The 14,714-nt window shown below is 74.2% G+C and carries 15 protein-coding genes; 9 read left to right on the top strand and 6 right to left on the bottom strand.

From position 1 onward, the window contains the following. Positions 1-91 precede the first annotated feature (91 nt). Positions 92-220 (bottom strand): SapB/AmfS family lanthipeptide, encoded by a 129-nt coding sequence (locus tag NI25_RS05015; protein WP_006130296.1) that lies wholly within the window; start codon positions 218-220, stop codon positions 92-94. Between the two features lie 58 nt (positions 221-278). Beyond that, positions 279-2,903, bottom strand: a complete 2,625-nt coding sequence (gene lanKC, locus NI25_RS05020) for a class III lanthionine synthetase LanKC (RefSeq protein WP_061441284.1) — start codon at positions 2,901-2,903, stop codon at positions 279-281. A 225-nt stretch (positions 2,904-3,128) separates the two neighbouring features. Between lanKC and NI25_RS05025 the strand changes: the two genes are divergently transcribed. The 3 genes from NI25_RS05025 to NI25_RS05035 are packed head-to-tail and all read left to right on the top strand — an operon-like array spanning position 3,129 to position 5,307. After that, positions 3,129-4,202, top strand: a complete 1,074-nt coding sequence (locus NI25_RS05025) for an aromatic ring-hydroxylating dioxygenase subunit alpha (RefSeq protein WP_107071627.1) — start codon at positions 3,129-3,131, stop codon at positions 4,200-4,202. Next, a complete protein-coding gene (locus tag NI25_RS38290; protein ID WP_061441285.1) occupies positions 4,199-4,369 on the top strand; it encodes a hypothetical protein in 171 nt (56 codons plus the stop codon). The genes NI25_RS05025 and NI25_RS38290 overlap by 4 nt, the downstream gene beginning before the upstream one ends. Continuing rightward, complete coding sequence (locus NI25_RS05035; RefSeq protein WP_061441286.1) at positions 4,366-5,307, top strand: PDR/VanB family oxidoreductase; 942 nt, start codon at positions 4,366-4,368, stop codon at positions 5,305-5,307. The genes NI25_RS38290 and NI25_RS05035 overlap by 4 nt, the downstream gene beginning before the upstream one ends. Positions 5,308-5,392: 85 nt before the next feature. Here the strand turns inward: NI25_RS05035 and NI25_RS05040 are convergent, their stop codons facing one another. Further along, positions 5,393-6,052, bottom strand: coding sequence for a hypothetical protein (locus NI25_RS05040; RefSeq protein ID WP_061441287.1), 660 nt, complete (start codon positions 6,050-6,052; stop codon positions 5,393-5,395). A 233-nt stretch (positions 6,053-6,285) separates the two neighbouring features. Here NI25_RS05040 and NI25_RS05045 point away from each other — a divergent pair, with 233 nt between their 5' ends. Both NI25_RS05045 and NI25_RS05050 read left to right on the top strand, forming a co-directional pair. Further along, positions 6,286-6,942, top strand: a complete 657-nt coding sequence (locus NI25_RS05045) for a helix-turn-helix domain-containing protein (protein WP_061441288.1) — start codon at positions 6,286-6,288, stop codon at positions 6,940-6,942. 233 nt (positions 6,943-7,175) lie between these two features. Beyond that, positions 7,176-7,412, top strand: coding sequence for a hypothetical protein (locus tag NI25_RS05050; protein WP_061441289.1), 237 nt, complete (start codon positions 7,176-7,178; stop codon positions 7,410-7,412). 28 nt (positions 7,413-7,440) lie between these two features. Here the strand turns inward: NI25_RS05050 and NI25_RS05055 are convergent, their stop codons facing one another. Together NI25_RS05055 and NI25_RS05060 are read right to left on the bottom strand one after the other, a co-directional pair. Further along, a complete protein-coding gene (locus NI25_RS05055; RefSeq protein ID WP_061441290.1) occupies positions 7,441-8,121 on the bottom strand; it encodes a 4'-phosphopantetheinyl transferase family protein in 681 nt (226 codons plus the stop codon). Further along, the gene (locus tag NI25_RS05060) at positions 8,118-8,987 is read right to left on the bottom strand and encodes a metallophosphoesterase family protein (protein WP_061441291.1); all 870 of its coding nucleotides are present in this window, start codon (positions 8,985-8,987) and stop codon (positions 8,118-8,120) included. The genes NI25_RS05055 and NI25_RS05060 overlap by 4 nt, the downstream gene beginning before the upstream one ends. Before the next feature lie 287 nt (positions 8,988-9,274). Between NI25_RS05060 and NI25_RS05065 the strand changes: the two genes are divergently transcribed. Continuing rightward, positions 9,275-10,426, top strand: coding sequence for an ATP-grasp domain-containing protein (locus NI25_RS05065; RefSeq protein WP_061441292.1), 1,152 nt, complete (start codon positions 9,275-9,277; stop codon positions 10,424-10,426). Here NI25_RS05065 and NI25_RS05070 read toward each other — a convergent pair. Next, on the bottom strand, positions 10,419-11,756 hold the full coding sequence (locus NI25_RS05070; protein ID WP_061441293.1) for a 6-phospho-beta-glucosidase: 1,338 nt from the start codon (positions 11,754-11,756) through the stop codon (positions 10,419-10,421). The genes NI25_RS05065 and NI25_RS05070 overlap by 8 nt on opposite strands. A 134-nt stretch (positions 11,757-11,890) precedes the next feature. Between NI25_RS05070 and NI25_RS05075 the strand changes: the two genes are divergently transcribed. Genes NI25_RS05075 through NI25_RS05085 form a run of 3 tightly spaced genes read left to right on the top strand, consistent with a single transcriptional unit; the run spans position 11,891 to position 14,594 of the window. Further along, the gene (locus tag NI25_RS05075; RefSeq protein WP_061441294.1) at positions 11,891-12,685 is read left to right on the top strand and encodes an IclR family transcriptional regulator; all 795 of its coding nucleotides are present in this window, start codon (positions 11,891-11,893) and stop codon (positions 12,683-12,685) included. Positions 12,686-12,717: 32 nt separating this feature from the next. Next, positions 12,718-13,929 carry a sensor histidine kinase gene (locus NI25_RS05080; RefSeq protein WP_061441295.1) on the top strand — a complete coding sequence of 404 codons (1,212 nt, stop codon included), beginning with the start codon at positions 12,718-12,720 and terminating at the stop codon, positions 13,927-13,929. Further along, positions 13,926-14,594 carry a response regulator gene (locus NI25_RS05085; protein WP_061441296.1) on the top strand — a complete coding sequence of 223 codons (669 nt, stop codon included), beginning with the start codon at positions 13,926-13,928 and terminating at the stop codon, positions 14,592-14,594. The genes NI25_RS05080 and NI25_RS05085 overlap by 4 nt, the downstream gene beginning before the upstream one ends. Positions 14,595-14,714 lie beyond the last annotated feature (120 nt).

A 14,714-nucleotide genomic window follows, 5' to 3' on the forward strand; every position in this document is an offset into this window, starting at 1 on the left:
GCGGGCAGGCGTCGGCGCCCCGGGCCGCGGCCCGGGGCGCCCGCGCCCGGCGGCATGGCTCACCACGCCGCCGTGGCCCTCGAGTCCGGCGTCAGTTGCAGGTGGTGACGCTCAGGCTGCTGTCGCCGCAGAGCAGGAGGCTCGCGCGGCTGCCGGTCTCGACGTCCCCCATGGCCTCTTCCTTGGGGGTCTCCATCGACTGCAGGTCGAACAGGTTCATGACGACTTCCTTTCGTTCGGCAACGGGTGTGCTGTTCACGACCCCGTACGGGGCCGGGTCAGGGGGCGCTGCTCTGCCGCAGCGGTGGGAGGAACGGCAGCCCGGTGGGCGCGCCGCCGAGGACGGAGGCGACGGCCAGCAGGCATCCGGCCGTTCCGGTGGAGAGGTCCATGGACAGGCGCATCATCTGCTCACCGGGGAAGGCCAGCCGGTCGCGGTAGGACATGGCGTGCCAGGACAGCGCGTCGAGCTGGCGCCGTACGGCCTCCGGGCCCGTGCCGGGTGCCGTGGCCGTGGTGCGGCCCAGGTACAGCACCATTCCGGCCACCCCCCGGAAGAGGCCCGGCTGGGCGTAGAACATCGCCTGGGCCGCGGCGACGATCTCGTCCCCGGCCCGTGCGAACTCCTCGTCGGCCCGGTGCGCCAGGTAGTCGTCGAGGACCATGCCGATGCCCACACTGCCGGCGCCCAGGTAGGGCATGGTGCGCCATCCCTCGTCGACCTGCAGCGCGCCGCCCGCGCCGCGGACACAGCGGGCGAGGTCCTGGCGCAGCGCGTCCCGTGCGAGGTCGAGGAGGGCCGAGTCCCGGGTGCGTTCGAACAGCCGCAGGAAGAGCAGTGCGCGTCCCGCGCCGCCGTACAGAAGCCCCGCGCGGGCACGTCCCCGGCCTCCGCCCCCGGCCGGCGCGGCGTCGGCGGCCAGCTCGGCGCAGCGCAGGGCCGCCGCGTGCGGTGCGCTCTCCCCGGTGGTGACGGCCAGCGAGTCCAGGGCCAGGCCGAGACCGGCGGTGCCGCCGTGCAGGTCCGGACCCAGGTGGTCGAGGGACTGGTCGAGGAGGAGTTCGGTGAGGTCGAGGGCGCGGTCGCGGTGGCCGAGGTGCTCCAGGGTCCAGGCGATGCCGGCGAGCCCGTCGTGGAAGCCGAGCGCCATGCCGGAGGGCGGTTCCTTGGTCCGCTCCAGCAGCCACTGCTCGCCCGTCTCGTCGCGTCCCGCACCGCTCTCGGCGAGGGCGTACAGCACTCCCGCCGCGCCGTGGGCGAAGGCCAGCCCGCCGCCGGCGGTGGCGAACTGCGCGATGTCGCCGGGGAAGAGGCGGTCCGTGCGGGACGGCGTCGCGGAGGCGCGGATCGCCGCGGCCATGGAGTCCCGGCCGCGCGGCCAGTCGCCCGGCCGGACCGGAACCGCGCACCGGGCGGCCGGTCGCGCCACTTCCCCGGGGTGCGGTCGCGCCGCCGGGCCGGCGGGCCGTCCCGCCTCGGGGCCGCCGTCCACGCGCGTGATCTCGTCGACCGCCGCGTCCAGGAAGGCCCGGTCCACCGGGAACTGTTCGGCCACCACGTCCGCGAGATGCGCCGCCTTGCGCCGGTCCACGGCCAGCAGACTGGTGAGCGGGAGGAACAGCGCGAGCCGCAGACACGCCAGCGCGTACCGGTCCACCGCCACGCCCCGCCGGTCGGAGGGCGCCACGAACCCGGGGTTGGCCACGGTCTGCCGGCCGGCCTCGCCGACAAAGCGGGCGGCCTCGAAGTCCAGGAGGGCGACGCTGCCGTCGTCCCGGATCATGATGTTGAACAGATGCAGGTCGTTGAAGACCACACCCCGGGCGTGGACGTCCTCTACGGCGCGTTCCACCCGCGCGTGGACGTCGAGGGCCCAGTCGGTGTACTCGGCCAGTCTCCGCTCCCCCGGGTCGGCCTCGATGAGCGGATGGCGGCGGGCGAAGAACGTGTTGAGCGGCTTGCCGTCGATGTGCTCCAGGACCAGGAAGTGGTGCTCACCGACCGTGACGTGGTCCCGTACCTCGGGCGTGCAGTCGAGGCCCGACAGCCGCTCCAGCGCCCGGCGTTCGCGGTGCAGCCGGGTCACGGCGTCGGCGCCGTCGGCCGCGAGACCGGCGTGCGGACGGGCCTCCTTCAGGACGACCCGCTCCCCGGTGCGGGTGTCGCGGGCGAGGTACACGCCGCCGCCGTTGGAGAAGTGCAGCGCCGACTCGACGGTGTAGGGCAGGCCGGTCACGGTGACCGCGGAACGGGCGTCGAGGTGGGGGCGCAGAAAGGGGGGCGGGCTCACCCAGTCCGGGACGCGGAAGACCGGGCCGCGCGGGTCGGGGACCAGCACACCGTCGGGGCGGGCCACGGCGGGCCGCAGCTCCCCGTCCGCGTCGTAGCAGTTGCGGCGCGTGAAGCCGCCGTAGCGGACGTGCACGGGGCCGTCACCGATGCGCAGGTCGCTCAGGATGTGCGGGCCGGGCTCGCCGGCCAGCAGGTCGGACAGCTCGCGCACCAGTCGCTCGAACTCCGCCTCGTCCGCCGGGTACACGGTGACGAACTTCCCGCTGCCGGCCCGGTCCGCGTACTTGGCGTTGCGCTGGTGCAGCAGGTAGCGGCTGGGCACGAACTTGAAGGCCGTACCCCCGGCGACGCAGTACCGCCACACGCGGTCGAGCACGGACTCGGCGTTGTCGAGACAGGCGGAGACGTGGATCTTCCACCCCTGGTCGGGCAGGTCCGCGTCGGCCGGGCGCAGCGCGAGCCAGTCCCCGCTCTCGTTGCGCCGCCATCCCTCCGGCACCGGCCGGGAGGCCGCGGCGTAGCGGGATCGCGAGGTCCCCGAAGCCGTGCGGTGCGGGGCGTCGTAGAAGTACGGGTCCGCGTCGCAGTACACGGCGTAGCCCTTGTTCACGCCTGCTCCTTCCCGCCCGGTCGCTGACGGAGACGACGCTGTCACGCGGCGTACGGCCGCGCACAGTTGCCGCTGTCATCACTCCGACGTGCGGAACGCACGGGTAACTTCACGGGAGGAGGACGGCGAAGCGGGACAATTCCGCCGGGCGGAAGTTCTGTTGCCGGGCTCGGAGGGGGTGGCGATGGTGTGACCACACGACGTCAACGACGACGGGAGCCGCGCATGCCGCACATGACCGCCTTCGCCAGGAACCAGTGGTACGTCGCCGCCTACAGCCACGAGGTGGGGCGGGAGTTGCTGGGCCGCACGGTCCTCGGCGAGCCGCTCGTGCTCTACCGCGCCGAGGAGGACGGAAGCCCGGTCGTGCTGCACGGCCGCTGCGTGCACCGGCGTTACCCGCTCTCCGAGGCGCCGACCCGGCTGGACGGCGACCGGATCGTGTGCGGGTACCACGGGTTCACGTACGACACGACCGGCACCTGTGTGTACGTGCCGGGCCAGAAACGCGTGCCGCGCACCGCCCGCGTCGCCTCCTACCCGGTGGCCGAACGGGACTCCCTGGTGTGGGTGTGGATCGGCGACCCGGCGCTGGCGGACCCCGGGGCGGTGCCCCGCGCCCGGCACCTGGACGCGCCGGGCTGGGTGACGGTCCGGGGGATGGAGCCGATCGACGCGGACTACGGGCTGCTGGTGGACAACCTCCTCGACCTGTCGCACGAGACGTATCTGCACGGCGGTTACATCGGCACGCCCGAGGTCGCCGAGACGCCGATCACCACCGAGGTCGACGAGGGAGCGGGGATCGTCCGGGTGAGCCGGCACATGGACGACGCCGAGTGTCCGCCGTTCTACGCCAGGTCGACGGGCATCAGCGGGCGCATCGACCGCCGGCAGGACATCGAGTACCACGCGCCCTGCCTGTACGTGCTGCACAGCAGGGTCGCGCCGACCGGCTCCGTGCCCGCGCCCGACGGCAGCGATCCGGACGGCTTCCACACCGAGATCACGTACGCCATCACACCGTCCGGCGAGGGGAAGGTGTACGACTTCTGGGCGGTCTCCCGGGACTGGGCGACGGACGACGCCGAGGTCACCGAGTTCCTGTACAAGAACAACCGCACGGTCGTCATGCAGGACGTCGACGCGCTCAACCTGCTCCAGCGCACGCTCGGCGGCGAGCGCTCCGGCTACCGGGAGCTGAGCATCAACATCGACACCGGGGGCCTCGCCGCCCGCCGCATCCTGGCCCGGCTGGCCGAGGAGGGTGCCGGGGCGGAGCCGCGGGTGGCCCGGTGAGCGGGCGCACCGGGGAGATCTACCGCGTCGAGTGGCTGCCCGGCACCGACGTCCTGCACGGCACCTGCCACTGCGGCGCCGAGCACACCGCCGAGGACCCCGTCGCCATGTGGGACTGGATGCTCGCCCACCCGCAAGGACACGGCCTGCCCGGGGACGGTTCATGACCGCGTACGAAGCCGAACTCGTCGTCGGCCGCCGGGAGACCGCGGCCGACGGCGTCCTCGCCCTCACCCTGCGCCATCCCTTGGGCGAACCGCTCCCGGCCTGGGAGCCCGGCGCCCACGTCGACGTCGTCCTGGGCCCGGGTCTGGAGCGGCAGTACTCGCTGTGCGGCGACCCGGCCGACCGCACGCAGTGGCGCATCGCGGTGCTGCGCGAGACCGACGGGAGGGGCGGGTCGGCCCACGTCCACGAGGAGGTGCGGACCGGCGGCAAGCTCCGGGTGCGCGGCCCGCGCAACAACTTCCGGCTGGAGCGCGCGTCCCGCTACCGTTTCGTCGCCGGGGGCATCGGCATCACCCCCATCCTGCCGATGCTGGCCGCCGCCGAGGACGCGGGCGCCGAGTGGAGCCTGCTGTACGGCGGACGGACCCGCGCCGGCATGGCGTTCACGCGGGAGTTGGGGCGGTACGGCGACCGGGTGACGGTCGTCCCGGAGGACGAGTCGGGGCTGCTCGACCTCGCGCCCGTGCTCGACGACCTGCCCCCGGACACCCTCGTGTACTGCTGCGGCCCGGGCCCGCTGCTGGACGCCGTCGAGGCGCGCTGTCCCGCCGGGCGCCTGCGCGTGGAGCGCTTCCGCCCGAAGGAGGCCGGCGACGGTGCCCCGGCGGAGGCGGAGTTCGAGGTCGTGCTCGCGCGCAGCGGCCGTACGGTCGCCGTCCCGCCCGGTGTCTCGGTCCTGGACGCGGTCCGCGAGGCCGGCGTCGAGGTGCTGCACTCCTGCACGCAGGGCACCTGCGGAACCTGTGAGACCGAGGTCGTCGAGGGGGAACCGGAGCACCGGGACTCGGTCCTCACCGAGGAGGAGCGGGCCGCCGGGGAGACGATGCTCGTCTGCGTCTCCCGGTGCCGCGGCCGGCGGCTCGTCCTGGACCTGTGACGGCGCTCCGGCTCCCGGACACGCCGGCCCCGTCCCGGTTGAGTGCTCAACGGCCCGTCGAAACGGCCCATCGAGAGACCACCGGTCACTCGGGGGCGGGGACGACCGTCAGGTGGGAGGGGGCACGGCGGGTGCGCGGCGACCGCTGCGCGGTGCGGCGCGGCTCCCGCAGGACCAGCGTCAGCCTGGTGTAGCCGAGCTCCTGGAGCGCCCTGGGCGTCTCCACGACGACCCGGCACTCGGTGGTGCCCCGGCGCGGGTCGGGGTGGTGCAGCGGCCGTACGGCCCCGTCGTGTTCGACGGCCCGGTCCCCGACGGCGCGGACCCAGTGCGGCAGGCCCTGGCGGTAGGCGGCCTCCATGATCGGGTCCTGGGCGATGTCCCGGCGGACGGCCTGCAGGCCGGGGTCGTGGCCGTACCGCTCCAGGGTGGCGGCGAAGTGCGCCAGCATGGGCAGGCACCAGCTCGACTCGTGCTCGCCGAGGACGGTGGCGGCGTCCGGGTGGAAGAGGACGAAGCGGAGGAAGTTGTCGTCCGGCATGGCCGTCGGGTGCGGTCCGGCCCCCTGGAAGAGTGTCCGGAAGGCGCCGTTGGCCAGCACCACGTCCCAGCGGTGGTCGACCACGAGAGAGGGGAAGGGGACGGCCTCCAGGAGCGCGGTGTAGTCCTGGAGATAGGCCTGGGCCTCGGGGGTCGCGGGGGTGGGCCGCGGCGCCGACCGCTGCCCTCCTGCCTGAAATGCCATCGGGAGGTCACCCCTCTTGCCTATGCGGCCTTCTCGCGGCGTCCCGCATCCTGGCGCCCCGACGCGAGGTGTGTCAACTATCGTGGCATTTCGTGCCTGTTGACGGCTGAAATAGGCCACAGTTGTGGCGATGCCTGGATGTGAGTTCGAGCGGCAGGCTACTCTCCGGGAAGTTCACGGCAACTGCTTGTGAGAAGCCTGTGAGGCCTGTGAGAGACGTAGGAGAGCTGTCGGTGACGGGTGGCTTCGAGGGTCCGGGCACCATGCCGATCACCACGCTGACCGCCGTCGTCGCCCGGGTCGGCGCACTCGCGGACCGGCTCGGCGTGCCGCACACCGAGGTGTTCGACGTCGGCCGGCTGTCCGTCGCCTCCGGTGTTCCCGAGTCCGTGGTGGGAGCCCTGCTCGGCGGCCGGCCGGCGGGTGAACCCGACGTCCAGACCCGGTTCGTCCAGCGCCTGGACCTGCTGCGCCGAACCCGGCTGAAACCGAACGGCCGCAAGTACACCCAGCAGGAGATCGCCGACGGGGCGGGAATGTCGCGGCAGCAGGCCGGCGCGCTCATCAACGGCGACCGGCGCCCCACCATGGAGCACTGCGACGCCATCCAGCGCTTCTTCCGGGTGCACGCCGGATTCCTCACCGCAGAGGACCCCGAGGCGCTCGCGGGCGCCCTCCAGCACACCGAGCAGGAACTGCTCCAGCAACTCGCCGACCGTGAGCGGGAGGCGGCGGCCGCCGCCGACGACCCGCTGGAGCGGCTGCTCCAGGACCACGGCGTGCGTGGCATCGCCTGGCGGGCCGCTCAACTCCCCACCGACCAGCACCGCGACAAGGTCGCCGAGTGGCTGGACATGCTGCTGGAGAGCGTGCAGCGGCCCGAGTCGTGAGCCGTTGCGCACCTTTGATGAACCGTGCGCCCGTCGTGAGCCGTCGTGCGCCCTCGCGGGTCAGTAGTACGTCTGTCGTGCGCCCGTCCGAGGCGGTGGCCCGATCGGCCCGCGCGGGGAGGGAGTCCGGGCGCGGCTGGACGGGATTGTCAGTGGCGGGCGGCAAGCTGGGAGGGTGCCGCCGCCGTGCGGGGGCGCGTGACCGCTGACGTCGTTGTGGGGAGAGCCGACCGATGACCACCGCCGTACTGACCGACCACGAACGCACGGCCGTCCAGGCCTACCTGCGACTCCTGCACACCGTGCGGGCCGGTGTGGACACCGGCTCCGATCCGGACGCCCCGAAGCGGCCGCCCGTCGTCCCGCCCTCCGTGCTGGCGGAGGCGGAGCAGGCCCTGGAGGCGGCGGGGCTGGCGGGGAACGAGGAGGCGTTCTTCCGGCTGCTGCGGAACTGGTGCCCGCCGACCTGACGGGGAGGGGCGGGCGGCCTGTCGCCGTTCAGGTGTGCGGGACCGTGATCGCCGTGGCGACCAGGCCGTTCCGGGCGGTCCAGCGGCCGTCGAAGCGGGCCAGGCGCCTGCCGCCCACGATCGGTCCCGGCACCAAGAGGGCGGCGTGCAGGGTGCCGCGGCGCGGGTCGGCCGGATCGACGCGGACCTCGACGTCCGCCTCCGTGAAGTCCAGCCACTGCCCGGTGAGGGGGAACCACGCCTTGTAGACCGACTCCTTGGCGCTGAACAGCAGCCGCTCCCAGTGGATGCCGGGCCGCGCCTCGTCGAGTCGCCGCAGGCGGGCCGCCTCGGCGGGCAGGGCGATGGTCCTGAGGACGCCGTCCGGAAGCGGCCCGTCGGGTTCGGCGTCGATACCGAGGGAGGCCAGGTCGGTGAGGCGGACCAGGGCGGCCGCGCAGTAGCCGTCGCAGTGGGTCATGCTGCCGGCGAGGCCGGCCGGCCAGCTCGGCGCCCCCCGTTCGCCGGTCGGCACGGCCTGCGGGGGCACGCCGAGCTTCTCCATGGCACGGCGCGCGCAGGACCGTACGACGGTGAACTCCCGGCGCCGCTTGGCGACCGCCCGCACGACGATCTCCTCCTCCTCCGGGTAGAGGGGCAGGTGGCCGGCCTCGTCGTGGCCGAACGCCTCCACGGCGACGACGGTGTCGGGCAGCAGTTCCTCGATCAACGGGCCACCTCCGGGCGCGACGGGGAGGGCAGGATGCGGCGCAGTTGCCCCGGCGGCCCGGGCCGCTTGCGCCACTCGCGGGGGTAGCCCACCGAGACCTCCTCGAAGCGGACCCCCTCGTGCCAGGTGGTGCGCGGGATGTGCAGATGGCCGTAGACCATGGCGGCGACCCGGAATCTGCGGTGCCAGTCCGCGGTCAGCGAGGTGCCGCACCACATGGCGAACTCGGGGTACCACAGGACGTCGGTGGGGTGCCGGTCGAGCGGATAGTGGTTGACGGGGATCACCGGCAGGCCGGCGGGGATCTCGGTGAGCCTGCGCCCGGTCTCGGCGACCCGCGCCCGGCACCAGGCCTCGCGGCTGGGATAGGGGTCGGGGTGCAGCAGGTACTCGTCGGTGCACACGACGCCGGTGCCCCGGGCGTACTCCAGGCCCTCGGCCTTGGTCGCGCATCCCGGGGGCAGGAACGAGTAGTCGTAGAGCAGGAAGAGCGGGGCGACGACCGCCGGCCCGCCCGCGCCCTCCCACAGGGGGTAGGGGTCCTCCGGTGTGGTGACGCCCAGTTCGCGGCACGTCTCGACGAGGTGTTCGTAGCGGGCGACACCGCGCAGGGCGACCGGGTCCTTGGGGTGCGTCCACAGTTCGTGGTTGCCGGGGACCCAGACGACCCGGCCGAAGCGGCCCGCCAGCGTCTCCAGCGCCCAGCGGACGTCGGCGACGGTCTCCGCGACGTCGCCGGCCACCAGGAGCCAGTCGTCGGCGGACTCCGGACGCATCCGCTCGACCAGGGCCCGGTTCTCCTGGTAACCGATGTGCAGGTCGCTGATGGCCCACAGCTTCCCCTGAGCGCCGGCCCTCGACGTCATCCCCCACCCCTCCGCAGACACCCGTTCGACGTCACGAGATCACATCACCACCCCCGTCACAAGGCGGCCCCGCGACGCCCGCCCCGGGCCGGTCCGAAGGCCGGTGCGCGGCGGGCCCGGCGCATCCGTGTGACGCGCGTTGCACTCGGGGCCGCGCGTACCCCTATGATCGCCCCAACACCACCGCCACGCCCCTTTCCTCGCGCAGAGCGGCTCGGTGTCCCTCCGAACCCCTGGCCGGGCACGGCCTGCTTCGCCCTGCCCGCGAACCCTGGAAGGCGGCTTGCATGGCTTCTCCCGTACGCGTCTGGCTCAACCGCACGTACGCGGAGAACGTCTTCTTCATGGATCAGCTGCGGAGAAATCCCGCCGACCGGGCCGTCGAGATCCATGCCACGCACGGCGACCCGGACTCCCCCGTGCTGGCCGCCGCGGACACCGCCGACCTGGAACCCGAGGGGCTCTCCCCGGCCGGTTACGTCGAGTACGCCCTGGCACAGTGCGCGCGGCGCGGCATCGACGTGTTCGTGCCCCGGCTGCACCAGTCGGCGATCGTGGCGCACCGCGCCGAGTTCGAGGCCGCTGGTACGGCACTGCTCGCGCCGTCGCCCCAGGCGGTGGCCCTGTTCGGCGACAAGGTGATCGCCTACGAGGCGGTCCGGGCGATCGGCGTGCCGGTGCCGCCCTGGTGGCGGGTGCGCACGGCCGAGGAGCTGGTCCTCGCGGTGGAGGAGCTGGAGGCCGGCGGCCACCGGGCGTGCTTCAAGCCGGCGTCCGGCGCGGGCGGCGTGGGCTTCCGGATGGTCAGCCGGGACCCCTTCTCGCTCGCGCACCTGAACGGGTTCCCGAGCCCGTCCGTGCCGCTGCCCCTCGTCGTCGAGGCGCTGCGGGCGGCCGAGGAGCCCGTGGACTGGCTGGTGATGCCGCGTCTGGAGCAGCCGGAGGTCTCGGTGGACCTTCTCACGGGACCCGACAACCGGGTCCGGCTGGCCGTGGGCCGCACCAAGAACGGCCGCCGCCGGGGGTTCACCCTGCACGAGCAGTGGCTGGCACCGGCCCGGCGGATCGCCGAGGCGTTCGGGCTGCACCACCTGTCCAACGTGCAGTTCCGGATGCTCGGCGACCGGCCGGTGCTCATGGACGTCAATACCCGCCCGGCCGGCGGGCTGCACCAGCTGGCGCTGTGCGGCGTCAACGTGCCGTGGGCGGCGGTCCGGCTGGCCCTCGGCGACGACCCGGGCGAGCTGGAGCCGCCGTTCCTGGGCCAGGACTACGCGGTGGTCTCCGGACCGCGCCCGCTGCGCCCGGTGTCCCTGCCCCAGCAGCGCCCGGACCTGCCCGCCGTTCCGTCTCCGACGACGGCTCCGGGGCCGGGACCGGCCCACCCCTCGACGCCGGCGCAGGCTCCGGCGACGTCCGCGCCGGCGGGGCTCACCTGAGGTAGGCCAGCCCCGGGTGCACCGCCCGGTAGCCGTCGACCAGGCGGCGGGCGACGTCGACCGAGTCGACGAGGGGGTGCAGGGCGAAGGCGCGTACCGCGGCCGCGCGGGAGCCCGTCTCGGCGGCGGTCAGGACGTCGCGCTCGACGGCCTTGACCGCGCAGACCAGGCCGGTGGCGTGGCCGGGCAGCGGACCGACCGCCATCGGGTGGGCGCCGTTGGCGTCGACCAGGCAGGGGACCTCGACCACCGCGTCGCGGTCGAGGGCACAGAGCGTGCCGCGGTTGCGGACGTTGAGGATCAGGGTGGCGCGTTCGTCGCGGGCGACGGCCCGCATCAGCGCCAGCGCCACCTTCTCGTAACCGCCGGACAGGTCCTCGGCCTCGCGCTCGCCCGCGCCCGCCGTCTCGCGGTTCTCGGCCATGTAGGTGGCCTCGCGTTCCGCGCGGGTGCGGTCCCAGGCGGCCAGGGCCGGGGTGCCGGGGCGGCGCATCTCGTCGTAGAAGCGGGCCTGCTGGTCGCGCAGGAACGCGCCGCGGGTGCGGTCGGCCTCCTGGTAGGCGCGTACGGTCTCCCGGTTGAAGTAGTAGTAGTGCAGGTACTCGTTGGGGATCGCGCCGAGGGAGCGCAGCCACTCGGGGCCGAAGAGCCGGCCCTCCTCGAAGGAGCCGAGCAGCTCTGGGTCGGCGAGCAGCCGCGGGAGTTCGTCGCGTCCGGCGACGCGCAGTCCGCGCAGCCAGCCGAGGTGGTTGAGGCCGGCGTAGTCGACGAAGACGCGGTCCGGGTCGGCGCCCAGCACGCGGGCGACGCGGCGGCCGAGGCCGACCGGCGAGTCGCAGATGCCGATGACCCGGTCGCCGAGGTGCCGGGACATGGCCTCGGTGACCAGTCCCGCCGGGTTGGTGAAGTTGATGACCCAGGCGTCGGGCGCCAGCCGGGCCACCCGGCGGGCGATGTCGACGGCGACCGGGACGGTCCGCAGCCCGTACGCGATGCCGCCCGCGCCGACCGTCTCCTGTCCGAGGACGCCCTCCGCGAGCGCCACCCGTTCGTCGTCGGCACGTCCCTGGAGGCCGCCGACGCGGATCGCCGAGAACACGAAGTCGGCACCGCGCAGCGCCTCGTCGAGGTCGGTCGTGGCGGTCACCGCCGGCGCGTCGGGCACCGCGGCCGCCTGCTCGGCCAGGACCCGGGTCATCGCGGTCAGCCGGGCCGCGTCCGTGTCGTGGAGCACGACGTCGCTCACGCGCCCCTCGGCACGGTCCCCGAGCAGCGCCCCGTACACGAGCGGCACCCGGAATCCGCCGCCGCCCAGCATCGTCAGCCTCACGTCGTCCGCACCCTTCCGTCACCGAGCCGCGCCACCATCCGTCTGGCGCCGATCATGGCACGGCCGGTCGCCTGCCCGCGTGCACCCGTCCCTCCCCCTGTCCAGGGCCGGACGGGCGCCCTACCCTCGGCCCGGTGACGGCGTCCAGCTCCCCCACCGCCCCCGACCGGCTGCTCTCCGTGCTCGCCGCGTTCGACCACGCGCACCCGGCCCTGTCCCTGACGGACATCAGCCGCCGGGCCGGGCTGAGCCTGACCACCGCGCACCGGCTGGTGGGCGCTCTGACCCGGTGGGGCGCCCTGGAGCGGGACGCGTCGGGCGTCTACCACGTCGGTCTGCGGCTGTGGGAGGTCGCCGCACTCGCCCCGCGCGGTCTCGCGCTGCGGCAGGTCGCGTGGCCGTACCTGGAGGACCTGTACGAGGCGACCCACGAGAACGTGCAGCTGGCGGTGCGGGACGGCGGCGAGGTCGTCTACATCGAGTGGCTGGCGGCGCGGTCGTCCGTCGGCGTGCACATCCGCGTCGGCGCCCGCTGGCCGCTGCACGCCACCGGGGTGGGACTCGCCCTGCTCGCGCACGGCGCACCGGAGTTCCAGGAGGCCTACCGCACCGGCCCGCTCGCCTCCTTCACCCCGCACACGATCACCGACCCGGTGCGGCTGCGCCGGGTACTGGCCGAAGTGCGGCGCACCGGAGCGGCGGTGAGCGACCGCCAGGTCACCGACGACGCCCTGTCGGTGGCCGCGCCGGTGCACGGCCCGGACGGCAGGGTGACGGCGGCCGTGTCGGTCGTCGTGCCGTACGCGGGAGCCCGGGTGCCGACGCTGGTCCCGGCGGTACGGCTGGCGGCGCGCGGCATCTCACGGGCGCTCGGCTGGCGCCCCGATATCCCTCTCGCCGGTGAGGACGGGCACCCGCGCGGCTGTTGATACTGGGACGGCCCTTCCCCCGAGGAGCCGCCATGCCCGACCGGTCCCCGCTCGCCCCCGTCGTCGCACGGCTGCGCACGACCAACCCGTACGCCGTGGACGCCGTCGTCGCCGCGCTGGCGCTGTTCGCCGTCTCGCTGCAGTGGCTGTTCCCGGACGAGGGGGACGACCCCCTGTCCTGGCGGGGCTGGCTGCTCGGCGCGGCGACCGCCGTGCCCCTGGTGTGGCGGCGTGCGGCACCCTTCGCGACCGCCTGCGCCGTGTCGGTGGCCACCCCGGCCCAGGCGGTGTACCACGCGCCGCCGCCCGACCTGATGTACGGCGGCTTCGTCGTCCTCTACACGCTGGCCGCACTGGCGCGGCCCTGGCAGCGCCGGGTGATGCTGGCGGGCTGGCTGCTCGGGGTGGCCACCACCATCAGCCACCGGGAGGACGCCGAGCCGTTCGAGTACGCCTTCCAGCTGCTGAGCATCGTGTGCGCGTACGCGTTCGGCTCGCTCAGCCGCAGCCGGCGCGCCTACACCGCCGAACTCGAGGACCGGGCGCGGCGGCTGGAGCGCGAGCGGGCCGCCGACACCGCGCGGGCCACGGCGCGGGAACGCGCCCGTATCGCCCGCGACATGCACGACATCCTGGCGCACGCGGTCAGCCTGATGGTGGTGCAGGCGGAGGCCGGGCCGGTCGTCGTGCGCAGTGATCCGGCGCGCGCGGAGGCCGCGTTCGACGCCATCGCGACCGCGGGGCGGGACGCGATGACCCAGCTTCGGCGCATCCTCGGGGTGCTGAAGGAGGAGGAACGGGAGGCAGGTCCGCGGCGGCTGCCCCAGCCGGGCCTGGCCGCGCTGCCGGGGCTGGTCCGGCTGGTCGGCGAATCGACCGGCCTGCGAGCGGAGTTGAAGGTTTCGGGCGAGCCGTGCCCGCTGCCCCCGGACACCGAGGTGGCCGCCTACCGCATCGTGCAGGAGGCCCTCACCAACACGGTCAAACACGCGTACGCTTCCTGCGCGGCGGTCGCACTCGACTGGGCGGAGGACGCGGTGACCCTGACGGTGACGGACGACGGCCGGGGGCCGTCGGCACCGGGCGACGGACCCGGCGGGGGCGGGCACGGGCTGATCGGCATCCGGGAGCGGGCCGCGGCCTGCGGGGGCGAGGCCGTCACCGGCGGCGGACCGGACGGCGGCTTCCGGGTCGTCGCACGCCTGCCCGTCGTCGCGGCGGGCCGGCCGGCGGCGCTCGGGTGAGCGTTCGGGTGGTCGTGGCCGACGACCAGGAGCTGGTGCGCAGCGGGTTCAGCATGATCCTGGACGCGCAGCCCGACATCGAGGTGGTCGCGGAGGCCGGGGACGGCGCGGAGGCGGTCGCCGCGGTCGAGCGGCACGCGCCGGACGTGCTGCTCCTGGACATCCGCATGCCGGTCATGGACGGTCTCGAGGCGGCCCGGCGGGTGTGCGCGGGCTCCGCCTGCAAGGTCGTCATGCTGACCACCTTCGACCTCGACGAGTACGTGTACGAGGCCCTGTACGCGGGCGCCAGCGGCTTCCTGCTCAAGGACGTGCGCCGGGACGACCTGGTGCACGCGGTACGGGTGGTCGCGGCCGGCGACTCGCTGCTGGCCCCGGCGGTGACGCGCCGGCTGGTCGCGGACATCGTGCGGCGCCGGCACGAGGAGGCCGCGGCCGACGTCACTCCGCGGCGCCTGGAGGTACTGACCGCGCGCGAGGTCGAGACGCTGCGGCTGCTGGCGCGGGGGCTGTCCAACTCCGAGATCGCCACGACGCTGTTCGTGAGCGAGCACACGGTCAAGACGCATGTCAGCAACGTGCTGAGCAAGCTCGGTCTCAGGGACCGGGTGCAGGCGGTGATCTGCGCGTACGAGACCGGTCTGGTGGCTCCCGGCTCCCCCTGACGGGTGAGGCGGCGGGCGTTCTCCCCCGCACGGGCGAGGCCGCGAACCGCTCCTGTCGGCGATCCGGCGGACCGCCCGCGGCCCCGACTCTGGTGGCGACGACGCAAGTTCGAAGCCCGA

Origin of the sequence: Streptomyces sp. CCM_MD2014 (assembly GCF_000772045.1) — a bacterium.
Taxonomy (GTDB): Bacteria; Actinomycetota; Actinomycetes; order Streptomycetales; family Streptomycetaceae; genus Streptomyces; species Streptomyces salinarius.